This is a genomic window from Acinetobacter sp. HZNU-JH01 (assembly GCF_037996845.1).
Taxonomy (GTDB): Bacteria; Pseudomonadota; Gammaproteobacteria; order Pseudomonadales; family Moraxellaceae; genus Acinetobacter; species Acinetobacter haemolyticus.
The window spans coordinates 73,653-100,345 of the sequence record NZ_JBBMZX010000001.1 but is presented as its reverse complement, the minus strand read 5'-3'; the positions used below and the strand labels follow the sequence as shown (position 1 = coordinate 100,345).

27 protein-coding genes and 1 pseudogene are annotated in these 26,693 nt (G+C 39.0%); 10 read left to right on the top strand and 18 right to left on the bottom strand.

Annotated elements, in window-relative coordinates; all coding sequences use genetic code 11:
* Positions 1-39: 39 nt before the first annotated feature.
* From AAC851_RS00500 to AAC851_RS00490, 3 genes are all read right to left on the bottom strand, one after another.
* Positions 40-495 (bottom strand): SixA phosphatase family protein, encoded by a 456-nt coding sequence (locus AAC851_RS00500; RefSeq protein WP_109439860.1) that lies wholly within the window; start codon positions 493-495, stop codon positions 40-42.
* Between the two features lie 129 nt (positions 496-624).
* Entirely contained in the window at positions 625-1,698 is a 1,074-nt protein-coding gene (locus AAC851_RS00495; protein WP_340600318.1) for an NAD(P)H-dependent glycerol-3-phosphate dehydrogenase, read from the bottom strand.
* Between the two features lie 44 nt (positions 1,699-1,742).
* Positions 1,743-2,321 carry a nitroreductase family protein gene (locus tag AAC851_RS00490; RefSeq protein ID WP_004639391.1) on the bottom strand — a complete coding sequence of 193 codons (579 nt, stop codon included), beginning with the start codon at positions 2,319-2,321 and terminating at the stop codon, positions 1,743-1,745.
* Between the two features lie 216 nt (positions 2,322-2,537).
* Here AAC851_RS00490 and AAC851_RS00485 point away from each other — a divergent pair, with 216 nt between their 5' ends.
* On the top strand, positions 2,538-2,921 hold the full coding sequence (locus tag AAC851_RS00485) for a hypothetical protein (protein WP_005082757.1): 384 nt from the start codon (positions 2,538-2,540) through the stop codon (positions 2,919-2,921).
* Positions 2,922-2,970: 49 nt separating this feature from the next.
* Here the strand turns inward: AAC851_RS00485 and AAC851_RS00480 are convergent, their stop codons facing one another.
* Both AAC851_RS00480 and AAC851_RS00475 read right to left on the bottom strand, forming a co-directional pair.
* Positions 2,971-3,198, bottom strand: coding sequence for a hypothetical protein (locus AAC851_RS00480; RefSeq protein WP_005082755.1), 228 nt, complete (start codon positions 3,196-3,198; stop codon positions 2,971-2,973).
* A 165-nt stretch (positions 3,199-3,363) separates the two neighbouring features.
* Positions 3,364-4,551, bottom strand: coding sequence for a phosphoglycerate kinase (locus tag AAC851_RS00475; protein WP_005090121.1), 1,188 nt, complete (start codon positions 4,549-4,551; stop codon positions 3,364-3,366).
* 139 nt (positions 4,552-4,690) lie between these two features.
* On the opposite strand from AAC851_RS00475, the gene AAC851_RS00470 reads away from it, so the two are divergent.
* Positions 4,691-5,074, top strand: coding sequence for a DUF2237 family protein (locus tag AAC851_RS00470; protein ID WP_004639395.1), 384 nt, complete (start codon positions 4,691-4,693; stop codon positions 5,072-5,074).
* Positions 5,074-5,667: a Maf family protein gene (locus AAC851_RS00465; RefSeq protein WP_340600317.1), complete on the top strand. Its 594-nt coding sequence runs from the start codon at positions 5,074-5,076 to the stop codon at positions 5,665-5,667. Before AAC851_RS00470 ends, AAC851_RS00465 begins: the two co-directional genes overlap by 1 nt.
* Here AAC851_RS00465 and AAC851_RS00460 read toward each other — a convergent pair.
* Complete coding sequence (locus tag AAC851_RS00460; RefSeq protein WP_340600316.1) at positions 5,664-6,551, bottom strand: LysR family transcriptional regulator; 888 nt, start codon at positions 6,549-6,551, stop codon at positions 5,664-5,666. The two genes, AAC851_RS00465 and AAC851_RS00460, sit on opposite strands and share 4 nt — an antisense overlap.
* A gap of 116 nt (positions 6,552-6,667) precedes the next feature.
* Here AAC851_RS00460 and AAC851_RS00455 point away from each other — a divergent pair, with 116 nt between their 5' ends.
* On the top strand, positions 6,668-7,357 hold the full coding sequence (locus AAC851_RS00455) for an FMN-dependent NADH-azoreductase (RefSeq protein ID WP_340600315.1): 690 nt from the start codon (positions 6,668-6,670) through the stop codon (positions 7,355-7,357).
* Between the two features lie 80 nt (positions 7,358-7,437).
* On the opposite strand, the gene AAC851_RS00450 is transcribed toward AAC851_RS00455, so the two are convergent.
* A complete protein-coding gene (locus AAC851_RS00450) occupies positions 7,438-8,928 on the bottom strand; it encodes a SmvA family efflux MFS transporter (RefSeq protein ID WP_340600314.1) in 1,491 nt (496 codons plus the stop codon).
* Positions 8,929-9,055: 127 nt separating this feature from the next.
* Between AAC851_RS00450 and AAC851_RS00445 the strand changes: the two genes are divergently transcribed.
* Entirely contained in the window at positions 9,056-9,634 is a 579-nt protein-coding gene (locus AAC851_RS00445; protein WP_125503073.1) for a TetR family transcriptional regulator, read from the top strand.
* Here AAC851_RS00445 and AAC851_RS00440 read toward each other — a convergent pair.
* The 3 genes from AAC851_RS00440 to AAC851_RS00430 all read right to left on the bottom strand — a co-directional run bounded on the left by AAC851_RS00440 (position 9,631) and on the right by AAC851_RS00430 (position 13,280).
* The gene (locus AAC851_RS00440; protein ID WP_340601025.1) at positions 9,631-10,884 is read right to left on the bottom strand and encodes a serine hydrolase domain-containing protein; all 1,254 of its coding nucleotides are present in this window, start codon (positions 10,882-10,884) and stop codon (positions 9,631-9,633) included. The genes AAC851_RS00445 and AAC851_RS00440 overlap by 4 nt on opposite strands.
* A gap of 84 nt (positions 10,885-10,968) precedes the next feature.
* On the bottom strand, positions 10,969-11,823 hold the full coding sequence (locus AAC851_RS00435; protein ID WP_340600313.1) for a MaoC family dehydratase: 855 nt from the start codon (positions 11,821-11,823) through the stop codon (positions 10,969-10,971).
* Positions 11,824-11,888: 65 nt separating this feature from the next.
* Positions 11,889-13,280 carry a 3-oxoacyl-ACP reductase gene (locus AAC851_RS00430; RefSeq protein ID WP_340600312.1) on the bottom strand — a complete coding sequence of 464 codons (1,392 nt, stop codon included), beginning with the start codon at positions 13,278-13,280 and terminating at the stop codon, positions 11,889-11,891.
* A gap of 224 nt (positions 13,281-13,504) precedes the next feature.
* Between AAC851_RS00430 and AAC851_RS00425 the strand changes: the two genes are divergently transcribed.
* Entirely contained in the window at positions 13,505-15,034 is a 1,530-nt protein-coding gene (locus AAC851_RS00425) for an acetyl-CoA C-acetyltransferase (protein ID WP_004639407.1), read from the top strand.
* A gap of 276 nt (positions 15,035-15,310) precedes the next feature.
* Here the strand turns inward: AAC851_RS00425 and AAC851_RS00420 are convergent, their stop codons facing one another.
* The 4 genes from AAC851_RS00420 to AAC851_RS00405 all read right to left on the bottom strand — a co-directional run bounded on the left by AAC851_RS00420 (position 15,311) and on the right by AAC851_RS00405 (position 17,766).
* The gene (locus tag AAC851_RS00420; protein WP_004639410.1) at positions 15,311-15,664 is read right to left on the bottom strand and encodes a hypothetical protein; all 354 of its coding nucleotides are present in this window, start codon (positions 15,662-15,664) and stop codon (positions 15,311-15,313) included.
* 110 nt (positions 15,665-15,774) lie between these two features.
* On the bottom strand, positions 15,775-16,563 hold the full coding sequence (locus AAC851_RS00415) for a glutathione S-transferase N-terminal domain-containing protein (RefSeq protein WP_005090100.1): 789 nt from the start codon (positions 16,561-16,563) through the stop codon (positions 15,775-15,777).
* A 12-nt stretch (positions 16,564-16,575) separates the two neighbouring features.
* Positions 16,576-17,088, bottom strand: coding sequence for a ribonuclease E activity regulator RraA (rraA, locus tag AAC851_RS00410; RefSeq protein WP_004639412.1), 513 nt, complete (start codon positions 17,086-17,088; stop codon positions 16,576-16,578).
* Positions 17,089-17,100: 12 nt separating this feature from the next.
* Positions 17,101-17,766: an NAD(P)H-binding protein gene (locus tag AAC851_RS00405; RefSeq protein ID WP_125503071.1), complete on the bottom strand. Its 666-nt coding sequence runs from the start codon at positions 17,764-17,766 to the stop codon at positions 17,101-17,103.
* Between the two features lie 213 nt (positions 17,767-17,979).
* Between AAC851_RS00405 and rpsT the strand changes: the two genes are divergently transcribed.
* Positions 17,980-18,246 carry a 30S ribosomal protein S20 gene (gene rpsT, locus AAC851_RS00400; protein ID WP_004639414.1) on the top strand — a complete coding sequence of 89 codons (267 nt, stop codon included), beginning with the start codon at positions 17,980-17,982 and terminating at the stop codon, positions 18,244-18,246.
* Between the two features lie 92 nt (positions 18,247-18,338).
* Here the strand turns inward: rpsT and AAC851_RS00395 are convergent, their stop codons facing one another.
* The 4 genes and pseudogenes from AAC851_RS00395 to AAC851_RS00380 all read right to left on the bottom strand — a co-directional run bounded on the left by AAC851_RS00395 (position 18,339) and on the right by AAC851_RS00380 (position 24,282).
* On the bottom strand, positions 18,339-19,613 hold the full coding sequence (locus AAC851_RS00395; RefSeq protein WP_340600311.1) for a hypothetical protein: 1,275 nt from the start codon (positions 19,611-19,613) through the stop codon (positions 18,339-18,341).
* A 163-nt stretch (positions 19,614-19,776) separates the two neighbouring features.
* Positions 19,777-22,469: pseudogene (locus tag AAC851_RS00390) on the bottom strand (M66 family metalloprotease).
* Between the two features lie 167 nt (positions 22,470-22,636).
* On the bottom strand, positions 22,637-23,371 hold the full coding sequence (locus AAC851_RS00385) for a histidine phosphatase family protein (protein ID WP_004639417.1): 735 nt from the start codon (positions 23,369-23,371) through the stop codon (positions 22,637-22,639).
* 53 nt (positions 23,372-23,424) lie between these two features.
* Complete coding sequence (locus tag AAC851_RS00380) at positions 23,425-24,282, bottom strand: 3'(2'),5'-bisphosphate nucleotidase CysQ family protein (protein WP_340600310.1); 858 nt, start codon at positions 24,280-24,282, stop codon at positions 23,425-23,427.
* Positions 24,283-24,293: 11 nt separating this feature from the next.
* Between AAC851_RS00380 and AAC851_RS00375 the strand changes: the two genes are divergently transcribed.
* The 3 genes from AAC851_RS00375 to recA all read left to right on the top strand — a co-directional run bounded on the left by AAC851_RS00375 (position 24,294) and on the right by recA (position 26,622).
* Positions 24,294-24,995 (top strand): HAD-IA family hydrolase, encoded by a 702-nt coding sequence (locus AAC851_RS00375; RefSeq protein ID WP_160127016.1) that lies wholly within the window; start codon positions 24,294-24,296, stop codon positions 24,993-24,995.
* The gene (locus tag AAC851_RS00370; protein WP_004639420.1) at positions 24,979-25,407 is read left to right on the top strand and encodes an RNA-binding S4 domain-containing protein; all 429 of its coding nucleotides are present in this window, start codon (positions 24,979-24,981) and stop codon (positions 25,405-25,407) included. The genes AAC851_RS00375 and AAC851_RS00370 overlap by 17 nt, the downstream gene beginning before the upstream one ends.
* A 171-nt stretch (positions 25,408-25,578) precedes the next feature.
* Positions 25,579-26,622, top strand: coding sequence for a recombinase RecA (gene recA / locus AAC851_RS00365; protein WP_004639421.1), 1,044 nt, complete (start codon positions 25,579-25,581; stop codon positions 26,620-26,622).
* Positions 26,623-26,693: the final 71 nt, after the last annotated feature.

Sequence of the window (26,693 nt, the reverse complement as noted above, 5' to 3'; positions counted from 1 at the left end):
CGTTGTTTTATACTCTTATTTTATTGCGGACATAAAGATCTAGATCGTTGGAATAAAACGGTTCTTCTGTGTCGATAAACCGTTAGCTATCACTGCCTGATCATATATACGAGCTTCAGCCAATGCAAATGGTTGGAAATTTTCATGCGTCAATTGTTCAGCAATATGCGCCACAACGTTCATATGACAAACCACCGCAATCGACTCATATGGCAGTTTTGATAGCCATTCAATTGCATCTTTGGCATCATCATCTGGTTTAATTTTATCGCACATTAAAACAGGAATACCCTGAAAATGTGTTTGTATATGTGCCAAAGTCTCTTGAGCTCGCAATAATGGACTAACTACAAAAATTTCAGGGCGTATAACATCTTTCAAAAAAAGCCCTGTTTGTTCAGCTTGTTGATGCCCACGTTGTGTTAAAGGGCGTTGCATATCGTTTCCATTCACTGCTGGAGACGCTTCACCGTGACGGACTAAAGTTAACTGCATAAAACTACCTTATTCTTTATATTGATATCTTAACTATGCAAGATGACAATTTAATAAATCGATCTGGCTATATATTAAATACTCGTCTTGGTAATGGCTAAACCATGCCAATCATCATGCAAAAAATCTTTAAACTTCATGATGAGGCAAGACAAACTCGACATCACTCCGATGACCATTTTTCATTAAAGAAAGTGCGATTGTCATTGGCGGTGCATTTTCAAAAATCACTTCATAAAGTGCATTGGTAATTGGCATATAAACATCTAGCTCTTCAGCTTTGGTACGCACTTGAACAATCGTATTAATACCTTCGGCTGTTTGACCTAATTCTTTGGTTGCTTGATCTAATGTTTTGCCTGATCCTAATGCATAACCAATTTGGTAATTACGGCTCAACGGACTGTTACAAGTCGCAAATAAATCGCCTACACCTGATAACCCCAAGAATGTAAGTGGATTTGCACCTTGTTTTACTGCAAAACGGCTCATTTCTGCCAAAGCACGAGTTAAGATCATACTCTTAGTATTTTCACCGATGTTGTAGGCAGCACCCATTCCCATCGCAACAGCATAAATATTCTTTAACGCACCACCTAGCTCAACACCATGCACATCATCACTACCAAAAACACGGAATAATGCACTATGCAAGGCGTGTTGAACCGCATAACGCACCAACTCTGACTCACTTGCAATCACGGTACCCGATGGCATACCTGCCATGATTTCTTTGGCTAAGTTTGGACCAGATAGAACACCATAAGGAACTTCGGGTAACTCTTCACGAATAATCTCGCTCATAAAGCTAAAAGTTTTTGCTTCAATCCCTTTCGTTAGAGACACAACGGCTTGTGCGCTGATAAATGGTGCAATTTGCTTAAGTACATCTCGATAAGAATGACTTGGTATCGCAACCAAAATAATATCGCGATCACGTACAGCTAACTCTAAGTCAGCAACTGCGTGTAAAGCAGGCTCCAAAGTATAGTCTGGCAAATAACGCTTATTAATATGTGTTTGATTAATTTCTTCGGCTACTGCCGCATCACGTATCCAGATCATGGTATCGCAGCCATTACGTGCTGCCAAGTTCGCCATAGCAGTACCAAAACTACCGCCACCGAGAATCGTGATTCTCAACGCTGTTTTTTGATCTACTGCAACAGGTTCAACCAAATCAGTAAATTTTAACTCTGCCATTTTCTATCCTGAAACTCATTATTCTTTAATCATTTAAGATATAACTAAGGGGTTTGCCATACTGTCACAAAAGCTTGGCTATCTATTTCTGCACGAGGTGGAATTGCTTTGGCCGCTGTTCCAACATAAATAATACCAGAGATCAGATCTTGTTCTTTTAAACCCAATTGCTGCTTAAGCCAATTTGACTCTACAACCGCTCCAGAACGCCACATCGTGGCAAAACCTTGAGCTTGAAGAGATAATAAAAAATTCTGTACCGCAGCACCCGTACTTAAAATTTGTTCGAAGTGAGGAACTTTAGGATGGTCTTGCAGTGTTGTGAGTGCTAAAACCAACATAGGCGCACGAAAGGGATGATGTTTAACACGCTCCAAATGTGCAGGCTCAGTTTCGCCTAAGTCTGCTAAAGCATTTGCTAAAAACTCACCAAAAGCAGCACGTTGATCAGTACCCACAATGACAAAACGTGTTGGTTTCAAACGATGATGATCAGGCGCAGTTAAAGCAGCCTGAACTGCTTTTTCGATTTGTTGAGTATCTGGTGCGGGTTCAATTAATTGCCCAATAGATTGACGTTGATGAATATTTTGATGAATTGTCTCTATTTTGGAGTCCGCCATTAATATAAATCTAACTAGCACAAGGATTTCGCTAGATTAGCATAATCTTATTCTTTTTCACTATGGGTAATTTTGGCTTGATGTATATTCATGGTTTACAACACCCTATCAATTACTTTTCTTACTAAGTTTCACAACAAACTGTACATAAGCTGCCAAAGAAATTGAAAATTCTATGCTCAAATAATCAAATAACTTTTTGACTAGAGAAAAGCAATGAAAAAAACTTTAATTTTTAGCTTACTAGGTAGTGTTGCACTTGGACTTACGGCATGTGCATCTTCCCCTACCCACACCTTAGCCATTCAGAAAGAAAATAATCATTATGAAGTAACGGGTATAGGCAAAACCAGCTTAATTGCTAAAAACAATGCTGTCAGTGCTGCTCAAAAAACCTGTACACGAAACACATCACCAGTCTTAGTTGACGAGAAAGTTGCCTATCAAGGTGTACTTAAAGGTGTTGTGGATGAAGAGACTGGAAAACTGGTTGAAGCTGCTGCTGGTGTGATTGGCACCATTACAGGACGAAACGCATCTTTAGCTAAAGATGATGACTATCAAACCACGCTGACATTTTACTGTAAAGCCAATTCGTAAACGAAAAAAAGCCGATGTTTGAAACATCGGCTTTTTTATTATCTGAATCCTATTGAGCTTCACTTGCTGCTACTTCAGCATCCTCAACATCAGTATTCTTTTCATCTAAAATCGGTTTATCAATTGCATCAATAGCTGCCTGTTGTTCTGGCGATGTTTGAACTGATTCAACCTCTGCTGCTTGTTCAGCATTTTTTGCTTCTTCTTTTTTTGCACACGCTGTTAACATAACAGTTGGTGCTACCATTAAAGCAATAAGTGTTAACTTCAAATTCATTACAGCTTCCCATCATAACTGGTTAGTTTGATGACAATCATATTGCAACAATATGACATTTTTATGACTAAGACGAAATTTAATCAAAAAAAGAGCCGACATTCATCGACTCAATTTTAGAATATATAACTAAATCAATTATTAATATTGATTTAACTAGTTAGCTTATGCACGCTCAAGCAAAACAGCAACGGCTGGTAGAGTTTTGCCTTCAACAAACTCCAAGAATGCACCACCACCCGTTGAGATATAGCCAATTTGATCAGCAACTTGATACTTATCAATCGCCGCTAATGTGTCACCACCGCCAGCGATAGAAAAACCAGCTGACTCAGCAATTGCTAAAGAAAGTGTCTTTGTTCCTTCACCAAACTGATCAACCTCAAATACACCGACAGGACCATTCCATAGAATCGTTTTAGATGACTTCAAGATTTCAGCAAATGATTTTGCAGTCTCAGGGCCAACATCTAGAATCATATCTGTATCAGCGACGTCTTCTACTTTTTTCACAACTGCTTGTGCATTTGCCAAAGAACCTAAGAAATCTTCGAAATTGATTTGGCTTGCATCTGCAACCACAACATCAGTTGGTAAAGGTACGCTTACTTTGGCAGCGATTTGTTTTGCAGTCTCAACCAAATCCGCTTCGTACAATGATTTACCGACATTGAAACCAGCAGCAGCCAAGAAGGTGTTTGCAATACCACCACCCACAATCAACTGATCACAGATTGTAGAAAGTGAATTAAGTACATCTAGCTTAGTTGAAACTTTAGAACCAGCAACAATTGCAACCATTGGCTTTTCAGGTGTTTGCATCGCTCGACCAAGTGCATCTAACTCAGCAGCCAATAATGGACCCGCTGCTGCAATTGGAGCAAAACGTGCTGCACCTTCAGTTGATGCTTCGGCACGGTGTGCAGTTCCAAATGCATCCATCACGAATACATCACAAAGCGCTGCATATTTTTTCGCAAGCGCTTCATTATTTTTCTTTTCACCATGATTGAAACGAACGTTTTCAAGTAAAACCACTTGACCCGCTTCAACTTCAACACCCTCTAGGTAGTCTGTAAATAGCTTTACTTCTTGCCCTAAAGCTTTGGTTAAATACGCCGCTACAGGTGCAAGCGATTGTTCTGGTTTTGGCTCACCTTCTACAGGACGACCAAGATGAGAAAACACCATCACAGCCGCGCCTTTCTCTAAAGCCGCTTTGATAGTAGGCAATGCAGCACGTAAACGTGCATCACTCGTAATTTCCCCATTTTTTACAGGAACGTTTAAGTCTTCACGAATAAGAACACGTTTACCTGCTAAATCAAGGTCAGTCATGCGCTGAAAATTCATGGATGGCTCTCTAGTTGATTTAAAAAACGGCACAATTTTAAATGATTATCAAAAATAAAGGTGAGTTTTTTTACAGAAAAGCTGCCGAAAGCGTCACTTTTGATTATGATAATGAGTACCACTGAATTTTTATAGAATTATGTCTATTCATCCAGATCCAAAAATCAATCGTTTGAACGTTCTCGGCGAGCCATTAGCAAGTTGTTGCTTTGACCCGATTACTGGTTATTTTCGCAATGGTTTTTGCCATACAGCGGTCAGTGATCTAGGCCAACACACCATGTGTGTGCAAATGACCTCAGATTTCTTAAATTTTTCTCAAAAAATGGGCAATGATTTGATTACACCTTTGCCTGAAATCGAATTCCCAGGTTTAAAACCAGGTGACTTTTGGTGCATTTGTGTGACGCGTTGGGTAGAAGCTTATCAAGCTGGTCACGCTCCGCCTGTGAAATTAAATGCTTGTCACAATGCTGTCTTGCACTACGTCCCTCTCAATGTGCTTGCGGAATATGCTGTTTAATGATGACTGTAGAACTCATCTTGGCATCGAGTAGCCAAACCCGCAAAGAACTCATGGACCGTTTACGATTGAACTATCGTTGTATTTCACCTGATATTGATGAATCAGCAAACGGTGAATTACATGCTGATGATTTGGCAAAGCGTTTAGCTTATGAAAAAGCCCGTGTGATTGCAGAACAATATCCAAACGCAATTGTGATCGGTTCAGATCAAGTCGCATGGCGAGAACATGCGCCTTATGATTTTATCGGGAAGCCACTTACTGTTGAAAATGCGATCCAACAGTTACAAGCCAACTCTGGTAACACCGTTTTCTTCAGCACTGGACTCAGTGTTCAACATATCCAATCTGGTTTTGAAACGACGCTAGTTCAACATTATCAAGTCAAATTTCGTCATCTGACACTCAGTGAAATTGAACGCTATATTGAAATTGATCAACCCTTGCATTGTGCAGGCAGTTTTAAGTGTGAAAGCTTGGGCATTAGCTTATTTGAAAAAATGCTTGGTGATGATCAAACCACGTTAATGGGTCTACCCATGATTCAGCTTTGTAAGATCTTACGTGAATTTGGGATAAATGCGCCCTAAACAGTCGCGAGTCGTTGCATTATCCAGTTCTGAAAAGCAATTACACTCGGATGATTGAGACTTCGCTTAGGAATAACACTGTAATAACAAAGATTATCCATGCCCTCAATTTGAAAAGATGGACTCTCTAACAACCAACCTTGAGTAACAGTTTGCTGTACTAGAATCTTACTCACATAGGCTACCCCTTGACCGGCAAGTGCGGCTTGAATGACTTGATTCTCATCTTCAAAATACTCAACCGTGGGGCAAACTTGACCAAATCGCTGCAATAAAATATCAGACTGATCATGTTTTAATAAATTCTCATTTTTCCATTGAGTCACTAGCAATTTCACATCAGAATTTTCCTCCTCTCTATCACGCCAATATTGTTGTGTCGCAAATAAACCAAATTGGTCATTTATAATCTTGCTCACCTGAATATGTTTTTTATCAACAAAGCCATAACGAATGGCCATATCAAATTTTAGATCATGATCGATATCAATTAATCGATCATCTGCTTTGACCTGCACTTCAATATCTGGATATTGTGTTTTAAAAACATGTAATTGAGGAACTAACCACATTGCCGCAAAAGCATTTGTGGTGCTGATGGTAATATGCTTGGAATATGTTGTGAGTTCTAATAGTGTTTGTTTCAATTCTGAGATTAATCGAATACTCACTTCAGCGAGCTTTTTACCCTCATCCGTCAAAGTTACGATCCTGAATCCTCGAATAAATAGCTTAATTCCCAACTCTTTTTCTAATTCACTAATCTGATGTGAAATCGCAGTGGGTGAAACATTTAATTCATACGCTGCAGCTTTAAAACTACCTAACCGTGCAGTTGCCTCAAACACTTTTATACTATTTAGTGATGGTAATCGCTTCAACATCCTGTACTTCTTTAAAGATGAGAAAAACTCATCTTACACACAAATAATGTCATTTGTCAGCAGATTACAAAATCCTCTACCTTGGAGATCTAGTAATCAAATCGAGTACAATTAAAATGACTAACTTATTACATATTGATGCCAGTGTCCGCTCATTCCTTGGCGAAGGTGAGAAACATAGTTCAATTTCTAAAATGTTAGGACATCTCTTTATCACTGATTGGAAAAAACAACACCCTCACGATCCAATCACGTATCGAGATCTAGCAGAACATACACCAAATTTTATTTCCCAAGACTGGCTGGGAGCAGTATTTACGCCTGAAGAAAAAAGAACAGAAGTTCATAAAATGATACTAAGTGAATCTGATCAATATATTAATGAAGTCGCAATCGCAGATATCATCTTAATTACGACGCCAATGTATAATTATGGGATGCCTGCTGCCCTAAAAGCATGGTTTGATCAAATTATAAGAATCAATAAAACCTTTACTTTTGTCTTAGCTAGAGGTGATTTTCCTTTGGCACCTATATTTTCAAATAAAACCTTAATTTTACTCAATTCATGTGGAGAGTTTGGTTTTGGTGATGGGGAAATTAGAGAACACATGAATCATCTGGGTACACACATCAAAGTGCTTAGTCATTACTTGGGTGTAAATCAATTCTTTGAAATTCGATCTGAATATCAGGAGTTCGGTGATCAGAGGCATCTTGACTCCCTTAATGCTGCAAAACATCAAGTTAGACAACTCGTTGTAGAGTTATCTCAGGATCAATCCAAAGCAAAACTAACTGCTTAAAACTGGTTAACATTTCAACCAATTGTATCTACACTGGCGTTCCCCTCACTCAAATATCTTCTTGAATGAGGGGAACCAACTTATTCTTCCACCGTAATCACTTTCTTCGGCAAAGCAAACCAAATGAATACAGTCAACACCAAAAAGAAGGTTGCTGCCACTTCTAATACAGCACGATGCGATTGACTAAAAGCATGTTGAGCCGCAGAAATCACTTGATCAGCAACGATTGGCGATACCTGTTTAGCTGCTTGCACAGCCTCACCAATAGAAGCACTAACTTGAGCCATCAATGATTGAGGAACTTCGCTTGGTATTATGATTGCTTGAGCATAGAACCAAGAGAGCAATAACCCAAAGAAAGCAATACCGAAACCAGCACCAAGTTCATAGGCCATTCCTTCAATCGCACCAGCAGCACTCGCCTTAGTTGGTGGCACTGATGACATGATTGCAGAGGTAGACGCAAGCAAAGCAATCTCAACGCTCAATCCCAATGTTCCCATCCATGCCCAAGCTTGCAATTTTGCTTGCATAAAGTCTGTATTGGCTAATCCCCACAAACTGATAGCACTCATCAACATTCCAAAACTTGCTATTAAGCGTAGACCAAAGCGATTGACCAAAATACTAGCAATAGGTCCGCCTAAACTAAATGCTAGCATGAAGGGTAAAATAAACATCCCTGCTGCCAATGGCGATAGCTCATAAACAAACTGCAACTCCTGAGAAATCAGTAATTCAAAACCAACCAAAGCCATCATTGAGACGACTGCCATCACCATACCTGTGGCAATCACAGGATGCTTAAATAATTGAATATCAATCATTGGTGATGTAGCCGTTAATTGTGTACGGATAAAACCTATTAATAAGCCAAAGCCCACAACAAACATCACAACCACACTCATACTGAAAGCATGCATTGCTGTTTTTACTGCATAAATGATGCACAAAATAGCAACCACCAGCACCAAGGCTTGTATTAAGTTTAAGCTTTGTTTAGGTTGTCCTTGCTGTTTTGGAATCACCCAGTAGGCCATGATCAATACCAATATAACGATTGGAATATTGATTAGAAATACGCCCCCCCAATGAAAATGCTCTAGTAAAAACCCACCAAATAAGGGACCGAAGGCTGCACCACCGCCCCCAACCGTCGTCCAAATACCAAGTGCAATATTGCGCTGTTTTTCATCCAAAAAGGTATTACGTACAGCTGAGAGCGTCGCTGGTAAAATCATGGCCGCGCCCACAGCTAAAAGTGCTCTAGATGTAATCAACATCCAAGCTGTAGATGAAAATGCAGCCATCAATGATGCTAAACCAAACAGAGCTGCACCGATCATCATTAAGCGTTTAAACCCAATCCGATCTCCTAACGCACCCATTGGTAAAATGAGCCCAGCCATGACTAAAGAATAAATATCAATAATCCACAACAGCTCATTATTTGATAGTGACAACGCATCAATGAGTGTTGGCGCAGCAACGTGTAGGACTGTTGCATCTATAACAACGGGAAGATAGATCAATGCGATGATTGCAAGAATTAACCACTTGCGTGACATAAAATGCCTCTAAATTTGGACAGATGTTCAATTTCAACTATTATAATCGAAATTGAACACTTGTCCAATTTTAAAATTTAAGTTAGTTTGTTGCAGCTTCCGCTACAATTTCATCGGATTTTTAGAAATGGCCTATTTAAATCGAGAACAACGTCGTGAAATGATTCTTCAAGCTGCAATGCAAGTTGCCTTGAATGAAGGATTCTCGGCAATGACTGTGCGTCGTATTGCAACCGAAGCTCAAACGTCAACAGGACAAGTGCATCATCACTTTGCTTCTAGTTCTCATTTAAAAGCCGAAGCATTTATTAAACTGATGCAACAATTAGATGAAATCGAAAATCAAGTAACGACCAACAGCTATTTACAGCGTCTATCCTTGTTTTTAGGTTGTGAAAATATTGAGCAAATTCAACCCTATCTGCGCCTATGGAATGAAGCTGAAGTTCTCATTGAGCAAGACCAAGAAATCAAGAATGCATACAACATCGCGATGCAAGATTGGCATCAATCCATAGTTGCTATGATTGATGAAGGAAAAGATAAGGGAGAGTTTAAATTCGATTCAAAGAGTCGAGACATTGCTTGGCGATTGATCGCATTTGTATGTGGTCTAGAAGGGATTTATAAACTCGGCCTCAATGGTTTAAATGAAGCCGATTTTAAACGCCACGTAGAAGCGATTATTCAGGCGGAGTTATTTTAAAACCATCCTTTTCTCCCCTTTAAGACTTGATCTGCACATCTTAAAGCTTCTTGGCTCAAACCCCATAAGCGGTAATCACCTGTTGCGGAGGTAATATTAAAATTATGTGTGTAAGCAAAACTGAGCTCTCGATCGGAATCGCACCATGCACCAGAACCATTAAAGCCAACATGACCAAAACCGTGTGGTGCACGTTTTCCCATAGTAAGAATTCGGTGATAACCCAAACGCCAATGCATTGGAATTGGCATAACACGATCACGTCCTTTCGATTGTACAGTCCCTAACTGCTTGAAAATTTCAGGCTTGATCAACTGTTCACCATTCCACAGACCTTTATTAGCAAGCATAGTGTATACTCTAGCTAAGCTATCGGCAGTGAATACACCATTTGCAGCAGGAATAACGGCCTGCAAACCAGCATCACTAAAAAAGCTAAAATTACCCATTCCTTTTGGAATCATTGCATCTTTGAAATCTTGTGGACTTTGTCCTGATAACTCTAACAGTTTTTCTGATAATGACGGTTTTCGTGTTTGAGTACTTTTTCTATTTTCAGATTTCGAAGCAACAGAAGTTTTAGGTTTGGATATTAAACGAGCTACACGATCCAATTCAGAACTTGGAACACCAAAATACGCTCCATTTAATCCAAGTGGTTGCACCAAATAACGTTGCATTAGCCAGCTCAATGGTTGCTTGGCTGCCTTTTCAATCACACCACCAAGAATCCAACCATAGGTCAATGGTTGATAAGCAAAGCCTTTCCCAGCGGCAAAGCGCGGTGTAGCTTTGGCTATTACATCCAGCATATGCGACCAATCGAGCATTTCTGTTGCTGTCTCGATGAGATTTCGAATATCAAATAAACCTGTCTGGTGAGATAGGACATGTCTTAAAGTAATATATTGCTTTCCATTTTGAGCAAATTCCGGCCAATATTTTGCAATCGGCTCATCATAATCAAGCAAACCTTCACTCACTAAAATATGAGCAAGTGTAGCTAAAATTCCTTTGCCAGTTGAATAGCACATCGACAAAGTATCAGCTTGCCACGCTTCATTCTGAGATTTTTTACCTGTAAAGATATCGACAACTTTTTGACCTTGAAAATAGACAACTAAAGCTGCTCCACCCTGATGGCTTCTTGCATCTTGAAATCGGCTAAATTGAGTTGCTAAATCTAGGAATCGTTCATCAACAGTGCCATCATAGTTTTGAGTATTGGCCAAAAGGAATTCTTTAATCAAAGTACGCATCCTTATAATCATTTTATTGTAAGACAATCTCTCCTGCGAACAGAAGAGATGTAAATCTAAGGAATTAATTAAAGCTTAAATTGCTTTTACTGTTCCAGCGACATGTGGCTTTTTAGATTTCAAATTACGTATCAAAAATTCAGTTTGCTTCGCTTCATTCGCTGTTAAAAACTCAACTGTTGATGGTAAATACATTGGTAATTTAAACCACACATCCGCTTCATAAGCTGATGGCAATTCAATACTAGCTAATGCTTTTGCCTTACTCCACATACCATGCGCAATTGCTTGTTTAAAACCGAATGCTTTCGCAGTCACAGCATGAATATGAATCAGGTTAAAATCACCTGAAATTACGGCATAACGGCGACCTGTATTTTCAGAAATATTCCATTCAGCTTGTGACTGATAAGCTGGCTCTTTGGTTTCTTTCGCTTTCTCAGCAGCTTTTTTCTCAGTTTTTTGGCGAGATAAGTAAGTGGTTAGACTTTCCATCACCACTTCACCACCTACTTTTGCAGTTGTGATGAAATCAAACTGCAAGCCTTTATCATGTGGTTGCAACTCACCAAATTTACATGACAATGTAATTTGTTCATCTACACCAATTTTGCGTGTTTGTTTGATCTGGTTACGAATATGCACCAAACCTAAAATCGCAAATGGGAACGCTTCACTCGTCATCATGTGCATTTGCAAGCTTTGAGATAATACTGCCAAGTAAATTGCAGGTACGAATCCATCATTTTTAAAACCACAAATTTCGTTGTAGCTTTCTAAATGTTTTGTATCAATCTTGAGTGTATCAACCACATATTCAACTTGTGGCAAAACTTTTTCACCTTTCGGCTTTTTGAAAATTAAACCTTGGATAACTTTTGGATAAGCTAAATAAGGTTTTGGTAATTGACTAAAATGACGTGTATTCATAATAAACCTTTCTATATTTTTATAAAAAAGGGATGCGCTAGCACCCCTCTTCAAAACCTTAATGCTTAAGCACCTAACAAGCTTTGACCACAAACGCGTACAACGTTACCAGTCACACCTGTTGAACCGGTTGATGCATACCAAGCGATCGCTTCAGCGACATCTACAGGTAAACCGCCTTGATTCATTGAGTTCATACGACGACCTGCTTCACGAATCGCAAAAGGAATCGCAGCAGTCATTTGAGTTTCAATAAAACCTGGTGCAACAGCATTGATGGTAATGCCATTCTTTAATGTAGGCGCAGTGAACTTCACCAAACCAATTACACCCGCTTTGGAAACAGCATAGTTGGTTTGACCTAAGTTACCAGCGATACCACTGATAGATGATACACAAACGATACGACCATTTGCATTTAAACCATCATTAGAAAGTAAGTAATCGTTAACGCGCTCAATTGCTGATAAGTTAATGTTGATTACAAGATCCCAAAGCTCAGGCTTCATATTTGCCAAAGTTTTGTCACGAGTAATACCAGCGTTGTGAACAATCACGTCCAAACCACCCTGCTTGGCAGCAGCAGTTTTAATTTTTTCACCCGCATCCGCAGCAGTGATGTCAATTGCCAATACTGAACCACCAATTGAACCAGCAACACGCTCTAAATCAGCTTGTTGTTGTGGAACATCTAAGCAAATTACATGCGCGCCATCACGAGCAAGAACTTGTGCAATTGCCTCACCGATACCACGGCTTGCACCTGTAACTAGCGCAGTTTTACCTGCCAATGGTTTTGCCCAGTCAATATCTACAACACCTGCTTTTGAAACACGAATCACTTGACCCGATACGTAAGCTGAACGTGGAGAAATTAGGAAACGTATCGTAGATTCTAGATTCGCTTCAGCACCTTGATCAACATATACAACTTGAGCAGTAATACCTTTTTTAAACTCTTTACCAACAGATTTGACAAAACCTTCAAGTGCGCGTTGTGCAATTGCTTGTTTTACTGTTTTAGCCGTTTCAGGTGTTGTACCAACAACGATAACTCGACCCGAACTTGAAATTTGACGAGCGATTGGATTAAAGAAATCATACAACGCTTTAAGCTGTTCAGAATCCTGAATGCCAGAAGCATCGAATACAACTGCTTTAAATTTTGACTCTTTGTCATCTGCATTTAATGGACGAAGATTCAAACCTACTTTTGCAGCTGTTTGTTGCAATTCAACATTGTTTCCTACGTAACTATCCGCATGAATATTGCTAAGAACCTGAGCAATCGCAGCAGAATTTGTACTTGAAGGTGCTGCGCCAAGCAATACTGCACCATTCACAACAGGTTGAGCATTTTCAAAACGATCTAGAACTACAGGTGATGGTAAGCCTAGATTTTTTACAACAAATTTACCCAAAGGTGATTGTGTAAATGCTTGGTATTGATCGGTCATGGTTATTATCTCTCATACAAATGAATTTTTTACAAACAAGTGATTTTTGTTTGGTATATAACATAAAATCAATGTTTGATTGACTCATAGCAAATCATACTTGAGTTCATGTCTAGATGTCTTGACCTGAATGTGGTCTAAAGCGTCATTCTAGTCAATACAGCAATATTTGAAATATGCTATGGTTATATTAAGAATATCCCTATTATGCTTGGAAAAGCCTTATGAGCAAAACAACTCAAGAAAATCCAGCAGTCGAGAATTCTGCTGAAGAGAATGTGTCAAATACATCAAAAGCAACTTCGACTAGAAGTAAAAGTACGAGCACAACTCCTAAAGCAGCAAGTACGGCAACTAAAACGACTCGCACTCGTTCAACTAGTAGCCGTAGCACCAAAAGCACTGCTTCTTCTGCAACCACAAAAGCAGCTACAGCTAAAACAACCAAACCTTCTGTTCAACAGGATAAAACCATGAGCCAAAACACCGTTCGTCGTGTAGCCATTATCGGCGGTAACCGTATTCCTTTCGCTCGCTCTAACGGCGCATATTTCACAGCTTCGAACATCGACATGTTTACTGCTGCGTTAAACGGTTTGGTTGAGCGTTTCAACCTACAAGGTCAACGCTTAGGTGAAGTTGTTGCTGGTGCGGTATTAAAACACAGTCGTGACTTTAACATGACTCGTGAGTGTGTTTTAAACACTCAACTTGCTCCTGAAACTCCAGCTTGTGATCTTCAACAAGCTTGTGGTACTGGTTTGCAAGCAGCATTCCAAGTCGCAAACAAAATTGCTTTAGGTCAAATCGAAGTGGGTATCGCTGGTGGTGTTGATACAACATCTGATGCTCCAATCGCTTTCGGTGATGGTTTACGTAAAGCTTTGCTTGAACTTAACATCGCTAAAACTGGTAAAGATCGTTTAAAAGCTTTATCTAAAATCAACATTAAAGATCTTATGGATGCGCCTAAAAATGGTGAGCCACGTACTGGTTTGTCTATGGGTGATCACCAAGCAATTACTGCTCTTGAGTGGGGTATTGCACGTGAAGATCAAGACGCTTTAGCTGCTTCTTCTCACCAAAAAATGGCGAAAGCATACGAAGAAGGTTTCTTCGATGACCTAATTACACCATTCCTAGGTTTAAGCCGTGACAACAACTTACGTGCTGACTCTACAGCTGAGAAATTAGCTAAATTAAAACCTGTATTTGGTAAAGGCGAAGCTGCAACGATGACAGCGGGTAACTCTACTCCACTTACTGATGGTGCATCATGTGTACTTTTAGCCTCTGAAGAATGGGCTAAAGCAAATGGTCACGAAGTTCTTGCTTACCTAACTTTCTCTGAAACAGCTGCAGTTGATTTCGTTGGTAAGAAAGAAGGCTTATTGATGGCGCCTGCTTATGCAGTTCCGCGTATGCTTGAGCGTGCTGGTCTTAAACTTCAAGATTTCGACTACTATGAAATCCACGAAGCATTTGCATCACAAGTTCTTTCTACTTTGAAAGCATGGGAAGATGAAAAATTCTGTAAAGAGCGTTTAGGTTTAGATGCACCTTTAGGTTCGATTGATCGTAGCAAGTTAAACGTTAAAGGTTCTTCTCTAGCTGCTGGTCATCCATTCGCTGCTACTGGTGGTCGTATCATCGCAACTGCTGCGAAGATCTTAAACCAAAAAGGTTCAGGTCGTATCTTAGTTTCGATCTGTGCTGCTGGTGGTCAAGGTGTAACGGCTATTATTGAAAAATAACTGCTAGCCTGACACAAAAAGGGATTAAATCTTTGGATTTAATCCCTTTTTTATATTCTGAGCTACAAAAAATTCACTCATCTAAATTTAAACTTTCATTTACTATCGTGGTTGGCGGCATGGACGCCGCCTCGTTGGACTGCGGTAACAAGGATGTACCGTCAGTCCAACAAAAGATTTTTGTTACTTTTCATCTATGAAAAGTAAAGGTAAAGACAGCCTATCTAGTTATCGTAAATATGAAAATATATTGATTAATTCAGGCTTAAAACCAAACTATTTAGCTCTTTTAAACTTCACGTAATAATCATTCAAAATTTTGATCATTTGTTTCAACTCTTTGAGATTTTCTTCTGTATTCCCCAAACGTTCAACAAAACGTTGCGAATGAATTTCTAAATCAATTTTTTCATTTATCTGTGGGCTGATTTCAAACAACTTTGCCAAATCATCAAAGTGATCTAATTTTCGATTTGAAAAATACTCAAGGCGAAAACCCAATTCATTCAGTTTTACACCATTTAATATAGTGCCATGTTCCGTATCAAAGGCTAAAGCATGCTCTTTCAAAAACAATTGTTCTGGTGTTTCTTTTGAGCTTTTGAATAAACTAGATAACTGACTTAACATGAGTTGTTCACATCACAATATTTACTAAAGTATTTAAGCTGCAAAACAATCATGAATGCAACAACCAAATGATACAAAAAAGCACCTTCTTAAAGGTGCTTTTTCAAAGCTTATTGTCCGTACTGTTTCTTTAGATATTCAACAATTTTAGCTGATTCAAACATTTTCACACCCGTGTTCGGATCAACCAAATATGGAACCTGAATATCACGCCCCATGATTTCAACAGTCTTTTCACGCTTACCATTTGGCAATGGAATATATTTTCCTGGTTTTAACCGCAAAACCGCAGGTCCCATATCTTGCCAGCGCTCTTTCGGTACATTATGTAAAACATAAGGCAATTCTAATTCACACAATACTTCACGAACCAAACGTGTATATGGACTCGCCTCAAAGCTCCACAGCTCTAAAAGCTGTTCTGGCGCTGGACGATGAGTAATTTTCTTATTAATCCAAACACCACGAGCTGCATTTGCAACAGTAGCCAAAGTCGAAACATACGGTAATTTAGGATAATGACTATATTTTTTTGGAGTTTGCCCCGTTTTTCCATAATGCTTAAATAAATGATGAATAATGTCTTGTGATTCGTATAACTGATCACCTGTATTTTCATCAATTAAAAATGGAAACTGCTTTTTTCCACCTTTTTGCTTTACGATTTGACGGTATTTTTCGCCGCCTTTAGGACATGGATAGATTTCAACATCCAAATTCAGAAGCGTAATGACTTCACGAACACGTCGACAAAATGGTGAACCTTCAAATTCATATAGCTTGATTGGTTTTTCAGGCTGATTCGGAAATGGTGTTCCTGACACACCACGCCCACCTTCGATAAGTGTTGCAGCTACTGATTGTAAAACTTTAAATTGATGGCTCACCATTTTAAGCATACTTTTATCCTTTTAGCAGTCGACTAATTTTTCTTTGGCAATCACAATTCCATTGTTATCTGCATAGATATAATCACCAGAATTGATTGTTACACCACCAAAATACAGCGTACTGTCAACCTCACCAATGCCTTTACGATTACTTTTTTGAGGGATTGCTGCCAATGCATGAACACCCAAATCAAGTTCTGCGAGTGCATCTACATCGCGCACACAACCATAAATCACCACACCATTCCACTTATTCTTTACGGCAGACTCAGCGATCATATCTCCCATCAACGCACAACGCATTGAAGCTCCTCCATCTACAACGAGCACTTTACCAGTACCCTCTGTTGCCAATAGCTCTTTCACTCTTGAGTTATCTTCAAAGCATTTAACCGTAACAACTTCACCACCAAAACTTTTACGTGCTCCATAACTTTTAAAGAATTTACCATCTAAAGAAGGAATCACCACTTGTAAGTTCTTTTCAGGATTATCATCTAACAAATCGCACGTTACAAAAGGTACAGTTGTCATTTAAGCTCTCCATTATTGGGTTTGTTGTATCGCTAAATTATCATACAGTTTAAATACAGCGGACTGTGTTCGTGCTGCAACCACCATAGTATGCGCCAATTGTTCGGCTGTTACAGGCTTAAATTTAAACGGCTTCGTCCATTTTTTTTCGATCAGTTTAAAAGCCGTCTGTGCCATATCTTCTAACAATCGTACATCACTACGTTTTCCGATCAAAAGTGAAGGTTGAAATATCGAAAGCTTAAAAATTGACAGACTTTTTAAATAATCTTCTAATTCACCTTTGACTTTATTATAAAAAACAGGTGAATTTGCGTTCGCACCTAAGGCACTTACAATCAAAAAATGAATATTTTTATCTTGAATTAAATCTGCAAAATGCGCATTGATCTCATAGTCAATTGCATAAAAAGCCTCTTTAGATCCTGCCTTTTTGATCGTGCTCCCCAAACAACTAAATGCGTGCGTATATGTATTCACATCTTCATCATTCAACAACAAGAAATCTTCAATCACTAGTTGATTAACTTTACTATAACTATCTAATGTATCTAATTTTTTCCTAACAACAACCGTTATAGTTTCAAAACTATCTGACTGCTGCAACTCACTGACCAATGCCTGACCAACCAAGCCAGTTGCGCCAATAATAATTGCTTTTTTATCTGCTTTGCTCATTTATAGTTCTTCCGATTGATCATTGAGATTAATGTAACGTTTTCTTTTAAGATTATCACCTGTTAAATGCACTTAAAAACATGACAAGACTTGACTTCACGGCATAGTTTCCTCAAAATATGGCACTTGTTTACGGGCTGGTGAATGTTGCTAATATTGTATTGGTTTTAACTTCAGCCCGCCCAGACCAACTTATTTTCAAGGAGTGCACGAGTGGCAAACTCTGCTCAAGCTAAAAAACGTGCTCGTCAAAACGTTAAAGCACGTAAACACAACGCAAGCTTGCGTTCTATGGTTCGTACTTACATCAAGCGTACAGTAAACGCGATCGCTGCTGGTGATTATGCTGTTGCTTCAGAAGCTTATAAAACAGCTGTTCCTGTAATCGACCGTATGGCTGATAAAGGCATCATCCACAAAAACAAAGCTGCTCGTCACAAGAGCCGCTTAAATGCTCAAATTAAAGCATTAGCTAACTAATTTGCTGCATATAAAAAAGTCCGAATTATCGGACTTTTTTATTGTTTTAATTTTAGTAAAAATAGCTGATTAAGTGTCTAAGCTTAAATTTATTATCCTCGAACATAAGGTTTTAAAGCAGTCCCCTCACTTTCTACAATTTTCATTAACTTTTGACAAAAACTATAACTCTCTTCCAATAGACCTAGATCATGTGCGCGCGCATTACTTCGTGTAAATTGTTCCCTGTATTCTTCATAACGTTCAATTAGATATTCCTCATCCAAGCTCAATGCAAACATCATTAGCTCAAAACGAAAATCCATATCAATCATCAAACCAGCAGGCATATCACCATATGCCCAAGCCTGTAATGCATCTAACTTACCTTGGCCCAAATGGAAAAAAATAAAATTAATATACGCATCTAAATTTTTAAGAAAATCCTGAATATCCGAAACAGTATCCCAACGTCCAATCAAAGAAAAACATAAATCTGAGCGCCCTTTATCTTCTGAATAATGATAAATATCCATAGAGCGTAAACGAAAGATCAAGCGTTCAGATAACTGTTCCTGTAAATACTGCGAAATAAAACGATCTGTAAAGTCCATAGCAAAAGATAGCATTGGACTGACCGTTAGCTTTCTAAGCACCATTTTTAATTGATAAAAAACACCAATCTGTTTTTGTGTTAATAAAAAACAACGATACCCTGTATCCAATGCTAATTCAGGTCGCCCAATATTACCCCAATTAGAAATGTAATCATGCGCGATATTAAAAACATCGAGTTTTAGATCTTTAGTGTATGTCTGCTGCTCAAACCACTGACACATGAATTGTTCAGCAGCAGCCATATTATGCGGGATTTGAAAATCAGGCATTTGCCAAGCTGCAACTGTCTCTGTTTGTTCAAGTTTTAGACTTTGCACATCTAATGGTTCTAATAAATAAGGTTGTAGCATATGCTCTACAGCATTTTCAGGTGACTGCAATTCACCAATTGCCCAAATATTAAAATTAGGCTCATAAAACCCTACACCAGTTTCATGTACTGCCTCATAAAAAACACGATATATCGCATCGTTTTGAGTCGTATCCAACATAAACCCATCGATCGGCATAATCGCACATAAGTTCTCGGAAAATTGTTGCTGAACATGATCCAACCATTGTTGAACTTGTACTGAAAAAAAACATTGATATTGGGGATCACTAATCTTATCAGCAACATAATCCAACCATCTGAGCAATGTTCTGCCATGACTCGGCGTATGGCAATATTGTTGATGCAATTCAAATACCACTTGATAAGAATCATCTTCTGCAGGAACTTTACCCGTAAATATTTCAGGTTCCCACAAATAAATCATGTTTGATGACATGTTTTTATCCAGTTATGTGTCTAATTTATCTTTTTTATTGATACATAATGACGAATTTTTTGTTTTTTTAAAAGTAATTTTTTAATTTTATAAGCAGAGTCTATTCATACTTAAATAGACCCTGCTTGCAACTATGATTCATCCTAAGATGGATAAAAAACTTCTATTTTTTTAATCCATCTTTTCTTAACAACGGTTCCGCTAACACTAAATTTTTTGCAGTTAACTCTGCAAGTATTAAGCTATTGTTGACCAATGGAATCGTCCACTTTTGATTGCTACCTCCCGTACAAGCATAGCGAATCAGACGTGCTCGATTATTAGTCAAATAACCACCTTCCAAATCGAAACATTGGTTGGATTGTTTGATGGCCTGTGCAGTAGGATCAACCGTCCAAATCTGATTTGCTAAATTACCGCATGGCAATAAATTAACAACATTACCCGCACTAGTAGTTAAACATTGGCCTATATATTTCTTATTATGAATTTTGCCATTGGCATCATAGATCCATTTTTCAGAATCATCCCCTGAACAGCCAACTGCACCACTTATATAAGTATTTAAGACGCCACTTTCTAATTGCTCAGCTTTAAGGCAATGGGTTCTATTCATCAATGGAGTCGCAGAACCGAGTTCTAAATCATTGGTTAAGCCAAGTTTCTCAACAAATGCATTGAAGGCCTGTACAGCTTCAGGTTCAGTCTTATGCAAGTCTGAAGAATAAACATTCATCCAGCGATTCAAGCGATACATTTTTTCTTGCTGCTGATTATAACGAAGCATTTCCTTCTGAGCGTCAGCAGACAATTGCCCTATAAATGATTGATAGGTTTCTAGCAATAACTTTGACTCAGCCGAAAGCGTCATCACCACTCGACCTTTATTGGCAAGCAAAGCCTGTTCAAGTCGTGGTAACTCAATTGCCCTAAGCGCCGAATAACCAGCTTGTTTGCCAATTTCCACATACGGATCTGATACTACCTCATATGCGGGTATTGTAATACTTGATAGTAGTGTTGCATCTTCATTTGCTTTTCTACAATACAAATTCACAGTTTGAGGTGCATCAACTTGTGCAAGATTAATGTGGAATTTATTTGCATTACTTCCAGCATTTACGCGCTGTGGCGCTAAAGCTATATTCTGAGAACTTTTAGGAAATTGAATATTAAGCCAACAATTTGCCGACTTAGCATTTGTATCAACTTCTGATAAGTTAAATACATTTCCCCAATTACCTTTAGCCGCAGGATAAATCAATCCGACCTGATTGACTGGATCATACCCCCCCCTAAGATCGTATAAACAGGAACACCAAACAACCGTGGTTTCAAATAGTTCCCATCCTTGCTGTTATACCAAACATTTTTCGAAGAAGGCACTTTGGGCTGTGATACTTCCATTTGTCGAGTTATCGTATTCCATTTTTTATAACCTGTTGGAGAAGACTCATCCCAAACATGACGATCAAAAGCAGGTTGAATCTTTGAATAGGTACTATAACCAGTATAGTGCGTATATTTTGAGATACTGCTTGCACTACCACCACCTGACATTGCATCCCAACCATAAGCATATTGATTCAAGAAGTTAGGTACACCATTTTTACCATCAGATAATTTAGTCGACGTCCAATTTAAATTACCACGCATCTTATTTCGAAAAGCAATATATCCCCAACCACTGTCCGCATGATGCGCTGCCCAAAACATATTGTCTCCTACAGAACCCGGATAATGCCCCAAGCCATAGTGATGTCCAATTTCATGACTAAATTCGTTACCAATCGAATCAATCAAAGTCAGCATACCGTTTCCGCCACTCAAACCGTGTGTGACATCACCATTGCTATATTTACCACGAGCATGGTGAGCAACAACGCTTTGCGTAAGTTGTGGTTGTTCTTGGCTTGCCATGGATGCACTGGTAATCCCCCAGTTAGCGAGATTAATACCAACACCAAAAGTAGATTTTGCTGTATTTTCACGCATATCACCACTATACACGTCACCCGTAGTGTCGCTAGCTGCATCGTAAATAACGCCACTAGCAACCATTACTTTATCTAGCTTTAAATCATCATACTTCGCGACCACCATACGTGCAGCTGGAATCGTTTGAAAATAGTCCGTCCCCGCTTTTGCAGGTTCTAATAACATATAGTGACCTGTTGATTTAGGTGGCTCAGTGAGTAATCCCAGTCGAATGTTATGAAGCACCAATTCACCAGGTACAGCAAAATCAATATTTTCTGCTGGCAAATCACCAGCACGATTATTCGCAGGATCTATAATTCGGATGTTTAAACCTGCTCGAATTTCATCCCAGTTTAATGCTGCACTCCATGCTCGTTTTGAATAGCTTACCTTTGGGCGGCCATCGGCGTTAGATTGATCTGATGCTGGAATTCGTGTCGGCTCAATTAAATCTATCGTTCTTAAACGTTTCTGACCATCATAAATCTCTGCTTGTAAAGCTTGAATGTCACCCATATCAGCGAGAGGTGTAACCAATAAAAGAGCTTCTTTTTCAGCCGTAAGTCTCGGCATCCAATCTTTTTCATTGTTTTTTGGATTCACCACATGACTTTGTGCAAATTGCACCATCGCCATGAAATCTCCATTTAAATCATTTCTTAATACGCGTGTTTGTTCAGATTTATCATAATCGTAGAACCCAATAATAGAATCATCGACCACATCTTTCGTTGGTTCAGGGTATTTATTTATAACAGGAGGTATGGTGGTATTTTCACTTTTATTTTTGTCACCTGCGTCCCCTCCACCTCCACCACAGGCAAATAAAGTAGCAGGCAGCAGACAAACAGCTAAATACTTTAGGCGTAATTGCATCACATTTCCCCAAATATAAACACGATAACTTATCGTTAAAAACAAATTATGTGATTTATTTAATTTATAAAAATCATATAGTTACAACAATACAACCTAAAACAAACCACAGGGGAAATTTAATAAAAACTAAGGAAAACTAATTTCTAAAATGATAGTTTTATTGATTATGAAGGATCATGAAAATGCTTAATCAGCAACTCTTCTCTCTGACCACGCCAAATCCATTTAAGTTTGCTATTTGCGAAATCTTCCCCTTCAAACCACACGAATAAACCTTCCATCATATCTGGCCAATCCGCTTGCTCAATTTGGTTCTTGCCTGAGATTACTGCAATAATCGCTGCAAGTATGGTGTCATGACTGACGGCTAAACTTAAACCATGCTGATGTGTAGGATGAGTGTGATATAGCAACTCCAACACATCAAAAACACCTGTGATTGGGTGCTTCATGCCAGGCAAGGCGTTATTCACAAAGCTATTGATAAAACCTAATGCCCCTTGTTTACGAAAATAAGGAGCTGCTTGCTGTATATCAAGCACAAAACTACCTGGTTCGACTAATAAACGCTGCTCAACGATCTCTATCGTATGAGTATTTACTAACTTATGAACTACATCTGCCCCTTCGATCATCAAAGCAGCTGTATCCACGCATCGTTGAATAGGACTTGAGATGCAATGTTGAATCGCTCGATCCGTATTCTTAATTAAATATTGCCCCCAAGCATAGGCAAGTTCACGCCCTTGTTCAGTCAATTGCAAATCGTAGCCAGCCAAACCCTTCCCATTCACCAATTCACGCAAAGAATGACGCGTAAATAGCGTTACAGGCGTCGAAGCTTCTGGAAGTAAATCAATCGCTTCAAACATGCTTTTGGGTAATAAGTGCAAGGCCATATTCAATCGTTTAAATGAGAACTTAACTCACTATACCATGAGCAGCATAACACTCAATCTAAAATACCTGACAGGCGCAATGCATCATAAGCAATTGTTTTATAGTCTTGATCTCTAAATGCAATGAAGCCATTGTTTAATACTGTTTCACGCTGATTGTATTGAAATGGTTTTCCTTCTAATGTCATCAAACCACCTCCAATACTTTCCAAAAATGCTTGTCCTGAACTGGTATCCCATTCTGAGGTTGGATGAAATCGTGGATATATATCAATCTCACCTTCAAGCATCATACAAAATTTATAGGCACTGCCAGCTTCACGTCGCGTAACTTCTCGGTGCTGTAAAATCGGTTCAATAAAATTTTTATATTTAGGGTTTTTGCTATTGTGACTCAAACCGATTTGTACGGGTGTCGTTAATGAATGTGATTCCACCTGATACTGAAACCATTCTTGTTTACTAAAACTATACTTATAGGGTAATTGTGATCGATAGCCGATATACATGACTTGTTCACATGGCACTGCAATAATAGCAAATGTCGTTTCATGGTTTTCAATCAAACTTAAATTGATCGTAAACTCATCACGTTCATGAATAAACTCTTTTGTCCCATCCAGTGGATCAAGCATCCAACAGCGTCCCCAGTCTTTACGTGCTGAGTAATCGCTTTCTTCTGATAATACTGGCAAATCAGGCGTTAGTTCGGCAAGTTTCTTGATTATAAAACGATTTACCTTTAAATCAGCTTGTGTCACTGGTGAATCATCTATTTTTTCCTGAATATTAAACTCACCACCCGCACAATAATTTTGATATTCTTCCAGTAATATTTGACTAGCCTGCGCCATAACCGGGACAAGTTGCAAAATAAAGTTGTCTTGTGTGGCAAGCGTTTTAACAAACATAGATTAACCTTATGTCATATTCAGATTTACAACAGCCAATCATCATGTTTGACATGGATGGCACATTACTTGATTTAGCTTTTGATGATTTTATCTGGAACGATTGTTTGCCTGAACGACATGCGCAAGTCCATCAATGTAGTCTGGCACAAAGTCAACAAACACTATTTCAATTTTACCAACAGCATAAGCATACACTATCTTGGTATTCTTCGGCGTACTGGACGACCAAAGTTGGTGTCGACACGTTGCAACTACAGTATGAACATCAAGAAAAAATTAAAGCACGTTCTGGTTGCCATGAGTTATTAGAACAGCTCAATGCTCAAGGCTATCGTTGTTGGCTTTTAACCAATGCAGATCAAGCTGGTTTACAACTGAAACTTGAAAATGTAGCACTGAGCCCTTATTTTGAAGTGATGATCAGTAGTGAAGAATTGGGTTTTGCAAAAGAAGATGTCAATTTCTGGAAAGCCCTACAACAGCGACACGCATTTGATCCAGTAAATGCCGTCTTTGTTGATGATACAGTTGCTGTATTAAGAGGTGCTGAGAAATTTGGAATCACAAAGTTATATAGCATTTTACAACCTTCGAGCAGTAAACCCGCTCGCATCGCGACAGAACTAGAATATCTTGCTCTCGATCATCTCACAGAACTCCTTGATTATCTTGAACCCGACACACAGGTAACAGATGCCAAAACAGCATGAAGCAGAAAGCATGGATGCCATGCGAATTGATAAATGGCTTTGGGCAGCACGTTTTTTTAAAACACGCTCTATCGCCAAAGCAGCTATCGAAGGTGGTAAGGTACATCACAATAATGAACGCGTAAAAGTTTCTCGCGATGTACGTATTGGCATGCAGCTTACCATCCAGCAAGGTTTTGATAAAAAAACCGTAGTAGTCAAAGCACTTTCGTCCGTTCGTGGTGGAGCCCCAATCGCACAACAGCTTTATGAAGAAACAACAGAAAGTATTGAGCGCCGAGAGTTGCATGCATCACAGCGAAAGCTGCATAATCTAGCGCGACCAGATCACCGACCAAGTAAAAAAGATCGTCGTGATATCAATCGTTTTAAACATGAAAATGCTCAATCATGGTCTTATCATGATGAATAAGATGGGATTGAGATTTTCTCAATTTGGGCGCGTCATTTTGTGTCGTACTGACATAGATCAGATGTGGAATTAATAACGAGAATCTGCCACTATACCCAAGTCCCAACAAGTTGAGATTCAGTACATCCACTTGGGTTAGTCGTTAAGAATATAAAGTTTTGAGGTTTTGAGATGGATGATAATAAAAGTAAAGCGTTACAAGCCGCTTTAAGCCAAATTGAAAAACAATTTGGTAAAAACACAGTGATGCGCTTAGGTGATAATACCGTACAAGCAGTTGAAGCTGTATCAACGGGTTCTCTAACACTTGATATTGCGCTTGGTATTGGTGGTTTACCCAAAGGGCGTATCATCGAAATCTATGGACCAGAATCTTCTGGTAAAACCACAATGACTTTGCAAGCCATTGCTCAATGCCAAAAAACTGGTGGTACATGTGCATTTATCGATGCAGAGCATGCCTTAGACCCTGAATATGCACGTAAATTAGGCGTAGATATTGACAACTTGTTGGTTTCACAACCTGACAACGGTGAACAAGCATTAGAGATTGCGGATATGCTGGTTCGTTCTGGCGCAATTGATCTTATCGTTGTCGACTCCGTTGCAGCCCTCACCCCTAAAGCGGAAATTGAAGGCGAAATGGGCGATTCACATATGGGCTTACAAGCACGTTTGATGAGTCAGGCATTGCGTAAAATCACTGGTAATGCGAAGCGCTCAAACTGTATGGTGATCTTCATTAACCAAATCCGTATGAAGATTGGCGTTATGTTTGGTAGCCCTGAAACAACGACTGGTGGTAATGCACTTAAATTCTATGCATCTGTACGCTTAGACATCCGCCGTATCGGTGCAGTGAAAGAAGGTGATGAAATCACCGGTAATGAAACTCGCGTTAAAGTTGTTAAAAATAAAATGGCACCGCCTTTCAAAGAAGCAGTGTTCCAAATCATGTATGGTAAAGGTACAAATCAACTAGGTGAACTGGTTGATCTCGCAGTTCAACAAGATATCGTTCAAAAAGCAGGTGCTTGGTACTCTTATCAAGGCAATAAAATCGGTCAAGGTAAGAATAATGTCATCCGCCATTTTGAAGAAAACCCACAAATGGCACAAGAAATTGAAAAGCTTATTCGTGAACAGCTTCTAACAAAGAACAGCAACGAAGCCGCAGCAGTGGAAGAAGATGAGCTAGATCTCCTAGAAAGCTAAACTAGACGCCCTTCGGGGCGTTTTCTTTTCGTCTATCATTTAAACCCAAGGTAATCTGCCTCAGAATAAAT